This window comes from Emticicia sp. (assembly GCF_049241225.1).
GTDB lineage: Bacteria > Bacteroidota > Bacteroidia > Cytophagales > Spirosomataceae > Emticicia.
Map to the genome: position 1 here is coordinate 56,662 of NZ_JBMLRC010000339.1, position 9,260 is coordinate 65,921.

6 protein-coding genes are annotated in these 9,260 nt (G+C 37.6%); 4 read left to right on the plus strand and 2 right to left on the minus strand.

The window, feature by feature from the left end; genetic code table 11:
- Positions 1 to 72: 72 nt before the first annotated feature.
- Genes ACOVO2_RS18280 through ACOVO2_RS18290 form a run of 3 tightly spaced genes read left to right on the plus strand, consistent with a single transcriptional unit; the run spans position 73 to position 3,449 of the window.
- Positions 73 to 1,356, plus strand: a complete 1,284-nt coding sequence (locus tag ACOVO2_RS18280) for an AAA family ATPase (protein WP_421771360.1) — start codon at positions 73 to 75, stop codon at positions 1,354 to 1,356.
- Positions 1,353 to 1,919, plus strand: a complete 567-nt coding sequence (locus ACOVO2_RS18285) for a retron system putative HNH endonuclease (protein ID WP_421771361.1) — start codon at positions 1,353 to 1,355, stop codon at positions 1,917 to 1,919. The genes ACOVO2_RS18280 and ACOVO2_RS18285 overlap by 4 nt, the downstream gene beginning before the upstream one ends.
- A 27-nt stretch (positions 1,920 to 1,946) precedes the next feature.
- Positions 1,947 to 3,449, plus strand: a complete 1,503-nt coding sequence (locus tag ACOVO2_RS18290) for a glycine--tRNA ligase (RefSeq protein WP_421771362.1) — start codon at positions 1,947 to 1,949, stop codon at positions 3,447 to 3,449.
- Between the two features lie 41 nt (positions 3,450 to 3,490).
- Here ACOVO2_RS18290 and ACOVO2_RS18295 read toward each other — a convergent pair whose 3' ends face one another.
- Positions 3,491 to 3,709, minus strand: coding sequence for a hypothetical protein (locus tag ACOVO2_RS18295; protein ID WP_188768270.1), 219 nt, complete (start codon positions 3,707 to 3,709; stop codon positions 3,491 to 3,493).
- A 167-nt stretch (positions 3,710 to 3,876) separates the two neighbouring features.
- On the opposite strand from ACOVO2_RS18295, the gene ACOVO2_RS18300 reads away from it, so the two are divergent.
- Complete coding sequence (locus tag ACOVO2_RS18300) at positions 3,877 to 4,617, plus strand: hypothetical protein (protein ID WP_421771363.1); 741 nt, start codon at positions 3,877 to 3,879, stop codon at positions 4,615 to 4,617.
- Positions 4,618 to 4,717: 100 nt separating this feature from the next.
- Here the strand turns inward: ACOVO2_RS18300 and ACOVO2_RS18305 are convergent.
- A partial coding sequence (locus ACOVO2_RS18305) for a T9SS type A sorting domain-containing protein (RefSeq protein WP_421771364.1) occupies positions 4,718 to 9,260 on the minus strand: 4,543 nt, incomplete at its 5' end.

Consider the following 9,260-nt stretch of genomic DNA (forward strand, 5'->3'; position numbering starts at 1 on the left):
GGCAAAAATTAAGATATAGGCAAAGTATTTGCAAGGTTTTCGTTAATTTTGTGATGAAAATTTATTCAAAAGATGAAAATCAGAAGTCTTACGTTAAAAAATATCGGAGTTTTTGAGGATGAAACCATTTCTTTTCCCGAAAAGCAGGACAAAGACATGGCCGAAATTCACATCCTTACAGGACAAAATGGTACTGGAAAGACTACGATTTTGCAGGCGTTGGCTGAATTGACTCCTGACATGTTACATCTTTTGGATTTAAGTCTTTTCAAAATTGATAAGAAGATATTCCGTAAATTTAAATATCAGAATTTATCATCTTACGTACAACTAATCGATTCTAATAATTATGAGTATAATCTAAATTATCAAGGTAGCATTAACGGAGACTTTAGTGAATTTTCCAGTCCATTAGACTTACTTGATAGCTTACATAATGCAGCCTTTGCCTACTCAGGTTACCGTTTCATTGAACATCAAGAAAACATAAGCATCAAAGAAAAAGAAAACTATAATCCACTTGAAAATGCCTTAGAATTTAATAAAAAGAATAATGCAAACGATTATTCTCTAAATGAATGGCTTGCCAATAAAATGGCACAGAGAAACAGTGCTTTTTTTGATGGAAATACGGAGGAAGTAGAGAAATATAGTAGAGGAATTGAAACTTTAAAGCAAATAATTGAGCAAATAATTGAGATTCCGATAGATTTTAAGTTTAAAAATGAAAAACTAAAAGTCGTAGCCGTAAAACAAGGTCAAGAATTAGACTTCGACCTCCTACCCGATGGTTTACGCTCAATCATTTCATGGCTTGGCGATTTAATCATGAGAATGGATGCTTTGAAATGGAAAGATGATTTGCCAATTTTTGAACGAGAATTTATTCTATTTTTAGATGAGATTGAGGTGCATTTGCATCCTTCTTGGCAACGAAAGATTTTGCCAGTAGTGCAAAAACTCTTCAAAAATGCTCAGATTTTTATCACCACGCATTCACCATTCATTGTCAATTCGGTTGATGGGGCATATATCTATGAATTAAAATTAGATGAAGATGGGCATTGTAAATCTGAAAAACCAACAATTTCATCTACTTCGATGCCAATTGATGAGGTTTTGAATGAAATCTATGATATTGAGCCAACCCAAATGTATGGACAAACAGTAGAGCATGAGATTGAAGATTTTCAAACGGAATTAGAAAAAGCATATAAAAAAGATAAAGATTTTGACAAGAAAGAATTATTAAGTAGAGCAAGAAAATTGGCACTTAAAAGTCCTGATTTAAGAAATAATGTTCAATTTGAACTGCGACAACTTTCTAAAAACTTAGCAGAAGATTTTACGATATGATACCATTTCTTAGGGGTGCGAATCCACTAAGCCCACAGGAAGAAAAATCGCTCGGAGAATGGTGGACTGCTAAATACGCAGAAACGAAGAAAAGCAGTAGTTGGTCTTGGAAAGGTAAAGAAAAAGTTATAAAGGAAGCACTCTTTTTATGCAATAACGACCATTGTGCTTATTGTGATTGTCATCCGTTGAAAGACGATAAAGGCTTTGAAATTGACCATTTTGTTCCAAAAACTATTGAATCTCAAATTGCTTTTACATACAGTAATCTATTTCCTTCGTGTAATGAGTGTAATAAAAAGAGCAATAATTATGACCCACTCATGTTAAAACCTGACGAATTAGATTATAAATTTGAAGATTATTTTAGATTTGATTCATTTACAGGGGAAATTATTCCTAATGAATCTAAACCATTAGAAAATCAAGAACGAGCTAAAATAACAAAAGATATATTACGCTTAAATATTGGAAATAAACCAATTAACCGCCTAAAAGCAATAAAAAAAGAAATTAAACTTAATACTCCGCTTGATGAAAGACCATACAGATATGGTTATTAGTATAGTGCTTAAAAATTAACGATAAAAATGAGTCAACCAGCCGCAGCTCCTGCAACCAGTCTCCAAGACATTATTAGCCATGCAAAAGAATATGGCTTCGTGTTTCCTTCGTCCGAAATTTATGATGGACTTCAAGCCGTTTATGACTACGGTCAGAATGGCGTTGAACTAAAAAACAACCTCAAAACGGCGTGGTGGAAAGCCATGACCCAACTTCACGATAATATTGTGGGGATTGATGCCGCTATTTTCATGCACCCACTTACATGGAAAGCGTCGGGTCACGTAGATGGCTTCAACGACCCAATGATTGATAACAAAGACAGCAAAAAACGCTACCGTGCCGACCAGCTTTTGGAAGGTAAAGCCGAAGAATATACCAAAGCTGGCGAAACCGAAAAAGCTCAAAATTTGCTCAACGAAATGGGTAGATTGTTGGGTGCTGAAGATTTGGAAGGTGTGAGAAACTTAATTATCTCGGAAAACATCGTTTGTCCAATTTCGAAAACTTTAAATTGGACAGAAGTTCGTCAATTTAACCTCATGTTCTCGACACAAGTGGGTTCGGTTGCCGAAGATTCGAGTTTGATTTATTTGCGTCCAGAAACTGCTCAGGGGATTTTCGTAAACTTCTTGAACGTACAAAAAAGTGGACGTATGAAAGTACCTTTTGGTATTGCCCAAATCGGAAAAGCTTTCAGAAACGAGATTGTGGCTCGTCAGTTTATTTTCCGTATGCGTGAGTTCGAACAAATGGAAATGCAATTTTTCATTCGCCCTGACACTTCACAGCAATGGTATAATAGCTGGAAAGAAACCCGTTTGAAATTCCATAAAGCGATAGGTCTTCCTGCTGAAAAACTCAAATATCATGACCACGAAAAATTAGCTCACTACGCCAGTGCTGCGGTTGATATTGAGTTTGAATTCCCGTTTGGATTCAGAGAAATCGAAGGTATTCATGCTCGTGGAGATTTCGATTTGAGAAATCACCAAGAATTATCGAAGAAAAAACAACAGTATTTTGACGCAGACCTCGACGAAAATGGCAAACCTTACGGAAACTATATTCCGCACGTAGTGGAAACTTCGGTAGGTGCCGACCGTTTATTCTTGGCTACTTTCTGTAATGCGTTCACGAAAGAAACGATTCCGAGCAACGAAGAAGGCAAAGAAGATAAAGAAAGAGTTTACTTGAAACTTCACCCAGCATTAGCTCCAATCAAAGCGGCGGTATTGCCATTGGTGAAGAAAGATGGTTTGGCCGAAAAAGGTGAAGCGATTGCCAACTCTTTGAAGTCGTCGTTCCGTACGGTTTATGATGATGGCGGTGCCATTGGTAAACGTTATACACGCCAAGATTTAATCGGAACGCCATTCTGTATTGCGGTTGATTACCAAACGATGGAAGATGATACCGTAACGATTCGTCACCGTGACTCAATGACGCAAGAACGTGTTTCGATTTCAGAATTGAAAGAGAAGATTGGTTATGCCGTGAGCATGGAGAGAATTTTGGAGGCGATATAACCCCACCCAACCCTCCCCGATTGGGGAGGGCTTTTTTTAAATCAATTTAAATCATCGGTCTGTGTAGCATCATAAACAGATTTTATAGCAGCCATTTCTTTTATCAGAAAAGATTGTAACTGCTCATTAAAATCCTTTTTATCTTCTTCCGAAAGGCTTTCGTATAACGTTTTCAGTTCTTGATTAATTGCTTGTTTTTCTGCTTCAGTCGAGGCATTCATTCCTCTCACATGATATGATTTCAGATTAAAATTTTTCATTCTATGATACTTTGATTTCAATACACAAAGTTAGAAGAATTACTTCAAAACTCGCCTATCTTGGCATTTGCAATACGTTAAATAAATATTTGCAATATAAAATAACGCACTTTCTTGAAATATTAAGTTTTTTATTTATCATTGCCTTATCTAAATCTTTCAGCAAAATGAGGGATAAAAAACTGCTTGCATATTATACTATACTTTTCCTGTACCTGACTGTAGCGTTTTTTCTAGAAACGAATCTAAGGATCATGGTAAATGTTTCTTTTTGCCTATTTAGTACTTTCTTTTATTATTCTTATCGAAAAAAAGCACTCACAACTCAAGATATTTATTTTGTCATTTTCTTGAATTGCACTGCATTAGGTAGCCTAATACCCATTTGGCGACATAATCAAGTAGGTATTGCCGTAGAGATGCTAACCACGATATTTTCACTGACATTTCTACTGCTAAGTATCAAAAAAACTAACGAATACCTTTTTTTGGGAACCAAATGGGTTTTAATCATCGGACTTCTTTTAATTGTATCATCGATTCTTTACTTCACTACTAATTTCTTGCCTTACATTAATGATTTGAGTGCACCACTTTCGGTAACAGTTGTTTTTCTTTTGGGTTTCATTTTTATCATTACATTCATAAGAGCAGTAAACGATACAACCTATTTTTTACTTTTTATTGGAGTATGTCTTGTTATAGCTTCTTGCGTGGTTGCGGGGCTTTCAATATACCATAATAAGTTCGCCCTTATCAACTTTTGGGAAGATGCACTTACAATTTCAGGAATATGTTTTCTGACTGGTGGCATGCTAAAGATTGTAACGCAGAAACAACTTTCTAATAATTTAAACCAGCCTAGACAAAGTTTATCACTATTGCGTTTTCTGAAAAAGATTTTCTGAAAGATTTTGACTTACGCTTTGAAAACCAATAAAACATAGCGTTAAATACAAAATAGCACTAAGTTCTACTAAAAATATCTGTAAAACTCAGTGCATCAAACTACGGATTTATCACCACTTTCTGCACACATTTTTTTCCATCTTCGCCCACAACAACCAAGAAATGAATACCCTTACTGAGATGTACATCGGGGCGAATTTTGATAATCTTAGATGCTTCTTGATTCATGTCGAAAGAATACGTCTGCCCGAGCATGTCATAAAGTTTAATTTCTTTTTCCTTGATATTTCTTAAATATAGGCTGATTTCATCACCTTTATTCCATGGGTTCGGAAATACTGAGCAAATAGGTGTGGTACTAGTAAAGTTTACGTCAATTACATCCAGATACTTCTTAGTTCCATCTTTATCGATGTAAACTAATCGATAACAGCTTTTACCTGCCAATGGCTGAAAATCAGTATTTTCGTAAGAACTTGCTGCCCCATTTGCTTTCACTTCGGCAATTTGCACAAAGTTTTTGCAATCAGCACTTCGTTCTAAGATATATTTTTCGGCTTTTACCTCAAATTTACTTTGCCAATTGAGTTGAACAGTTTGGGTCTCGGTTTCTTTACCGTTGAATGAAATTTCGGTAAAATCATTGGCGGTTGCAGCATTTTCTGAAAACTCATTTACATCAAATTGCAAATAGAAAAAGTCTTTGGCGAGTTGATTACCGACCACATTTTTATAAATCACATAGCTATTTCCCTCCAAGAAATTATCATTATTCTCAAATCCACAATCTTCTCTGACACCATCATAATGCACGATATTGAAGTCATTAATAGTAAGATTTGGTAGGTTTGTGGCGGTTTTGTACTCGCTCAATTCTTCATTCAAATAATATATACGCAATGAAACTGGCGTAGGAAACTCGTCTAAGACTGAACTCTGAAAATCTACATAACGAGCCATCAACTTTGTTTCATTTTTTGTGGTCGGAATAGCCGCACTGCCTCGCCCGTAGTGACGAATCGAGATTGAAACCTTGCCTAAATTTAATCCATTGGGGTTGACAGAAGCGTATAAGCGTCCCGCAGCATCGTAAAGGTCAAACCATTGATTTCCTTTCACGCTATCGGCCGATACTTGTAAGCAATTATTGAAATTATTGGTAAAATTAGCAATACAAGGCGAAACCGAAACTTTGAGTGGAACTCGCTCACTTTCACAGCCCGCGACACTTTTAGCAGCCGCAAAATAAACGGTTTCGCCATCAAGTTTAGTGTTTGGTATGGGGGTTTGATTAAAAGCATCTTTTGCTGTTAGTGAAGCATACCAAACCACTTGGTTTTGAGAAGAGGTTGTGGCAGCAAGTGCCAAACTTGGGGCATTTCGGCAATATGTCAAATCACTTATTATTGGTTTTTCGGGAATTGCAGAAACCACCACATCGAACGATTTTTGCTCGCTTTCGCAGCCAAATGCTGATATCTGGCTCACAAAATAACTCACTTTGCCAAGTTTACTAACATCTACTTTAGGAGTGGTTTTATCAGCGGTCGTATCAATAGCAGATTCATACCAAAGCAAATTATTGTTGACATTAACGGCCTTTGTAATGTCAAATGGTGTATTCAAACAAACATTCTGATTACTTACTTGCGGAGCTACTGGTGTTGGTTTTACCTCTACTTTCAAATCATCGGTATTTCGACTACAAGTAGTGTTTTTATCAACAACAAAACTTATTTTACCACGATAAGTACCAATCTCATTGATAACTGCAACTCCAGCCGTATTTGTTGGAATATCGATGTAACTACTTCCTTGTTTCTTTTGCCATTGATATGCTGCGACAGTTCCTGTTACTGTAAGACCACTAAAACTTAATTTCATGACTTTTCCATCACACAAACTCATAGTTGGTAATATTCCAGCGATTGCATTGACTGTTAGTACCGCTTCCTCGGAGATTGCTGTATTTTTATCATCTTTAATCACACAGCGGTATTTGGTTAAATGCGGGTCGGCATTGCTACCAATATCACTGATTTTTAATGATGCCGAGGTTTCGTTTGCTATATCAATAAAACTTGTTTCATTTGGTTTTTGGCGTTGCCATTGATAAGTAAATGTACTTGGAGCAGTGGCCGTAATGCTAAAAGTTATCGAATTTCCATCACAATCAGCTTGTGAAAGCGGTTGTTTGGTAAATTTCAAACTCGGAATAATGGTAGCCGTAATTCCAGTACGTGGCCCAACGCAACCAAAAGCTGAAACTTGTGCCACATAACGAGTGTAAGTTCCTACGGTGGTGAATGTAGGGGCAGTTGTAGAAAAAGTAGTGATTGTTGGAGATGTGTACCAACGTAAAATTTGGTTTTCAACTGGTGTGCCTTCGGCTGAGAAAGTTAATACATTTCCTTCGTTGATTGGCGTAATTGTGGTGTTTTTTGGTGCTGGAGGTAATGCCCCAACTTCAACATTAATTACAGCTCTTGGGCTTTCACAACCTTCGTCGGTTCGGTCACTAACATAGTATTTGAATACTCCAGCAATACTCGTGTTTGGCGTCGGAGCAGTACTTGCTCCTACCCCTCCTGTTTCTTGCGAGTACCAAACAAGATTCTGAGTCGGACTATCAACTTTTAATCTTACTGCATTTGAGTTTTGACAATAAAAAACATTGGAAACTGATGGAGCAGGTGGAAAACCACTCACAATAAGTTTGGCGGCGTCGGTTGGTTCGGTACACTCAAAACCCTGCGTATTGAATTTCACTAAACAACGATAATAAACTCCTTGCTCGTAAGTAGCTTTAATAAATTTCAAAGCACTCGAAGTACTTCCCGAAATACCATTTCCATCACTCAAATTAGTCCAAGCCCCACTTGTACCTGGGCGAGTTTGCCATTGATAACTCAATACATTTCCTGTAATGGTAAAATAGTTTTGTAGATTAAATTCATTGGTTTCTCCTACGCAAATTCCCAAGTTTGGCATTGAACCAGTAAGCGAATTGACGGTAAGCGTTGAAATTTCGGAGGTTAAAACTTGTCCACCGCTACTGATAATACAACGATACTGGGTTTGATTAGGATTGTTGTCATCTCCGACATTTGAAATAGCCATCGTTCGTGCATACCAACCTCTAATTCCGTTTCCTTCTTCCACTAAATTAACAAAATCTGGTTCGTTTGGCCGTTTTCTTTGCCATTGATAAGTAAATGAAGGATTAGGCCCAACAGCCACAACTCCAAAAAACACTGAATTACCTCTACAATCAACTTGATTGGTAGGTTGTTGGGTGATTCGAAAATAGTCTAAAACTTTGGCAATGATTGGCAGTCTGGCACTTTCACAACCTGTGATTGGGTTGGTTTGTGTTACCCAGTAAGAATAAGTACCAACTGCCGTAAATGATGGAGCAGTTGTAGTTCCTGTTCCACCCGACGCACGGTTATACCACATCAGAGTTGCATTAGGAACAGTGATTCGAGCCGCAAAAGTGAGTGTTGCAGGTGAAATTACATCATAAGTAATGATTTCGGGCTGTGGTGTACTGTTCACCGTCACTAAATACGGGGCTGAACTCACATTAAAGCCACATTGTGAGGAAGTACAACTGACTGTGTAAGATGTATTACTTGTAGGAGAAACTGTTATGGATGGAGTTGTTTGTCCGCTCGACCACGCAATTGTTCCATCACAATTATTTGCAGTTAAGGTTGTGCTTCTGCCCAAACATACGGCATTAGTGCCTCCAATATTTGGCGTTGAAGCAACCAAAACAGTCAATTTTGCTCCATTAGAATCATCTTCTGTTGTATATCTGGCACAGGTTGAGCTTCCTGCTGTAAATGTCACTTTACAACGATAATACTGCTCATCGGCATTAGTTGCGGCATTTATTGTTAAAGTTGTGGTCGTTGCACCTGCAATATCATTCCAAGTTCCTGAAGTTCCTATTCGTTTTTGCCATTGGTAGCCTTGAATGTTACCCGAAACTACAACGTTGTTAAGGTTAAAGCTTGCATTTGCTCCATCACAAATGGTTTGGTCTGCGAGGCTTCCTACAACCGAATTTACAGTTAGTACAGCGGCAGTGGAAGTGACACTACATGTTCCGTTGGATAAAACAACTCGATATTCTGTCTGATTAGGGTCGGTTGAACTCCCTACATTACTGACTGTTAGTGTATTCGAAATAGCATTTGGAATATCCATAAATGTTCCATTCGGTACTTTTCGTTGCCATTGATAGCCAGAAACCGAAGAAGCAGTTACTGAAAAACTCACTGAATTTCCGTTACAATCTGCATCATTTTTAGGATGCGTTGTAATGGATGGATAAGCATTGACTGTGACAGTGATTATATTACTATTATTGCTTGTACAAGTTCCATCAAAACACGTAGCAGTATAGTCAGTTGAGGCGGAAGGATTTACACTGATTGATGTTCCAGTCATTCCATTACTCCATGAAACAACTCCTGCACAATTTGTAGCAGAAAGAACGGTCGATTGTCCATTACAAATAGTTGCAGTTCCACTAATTAGCGGTGGAGCAACTGGCGTTCCTCCTGATGCAACTGTAACAGTAGCCGACGCACTTAATGCACTGACACAATTATTTAGCGAACACGTTGCGGCA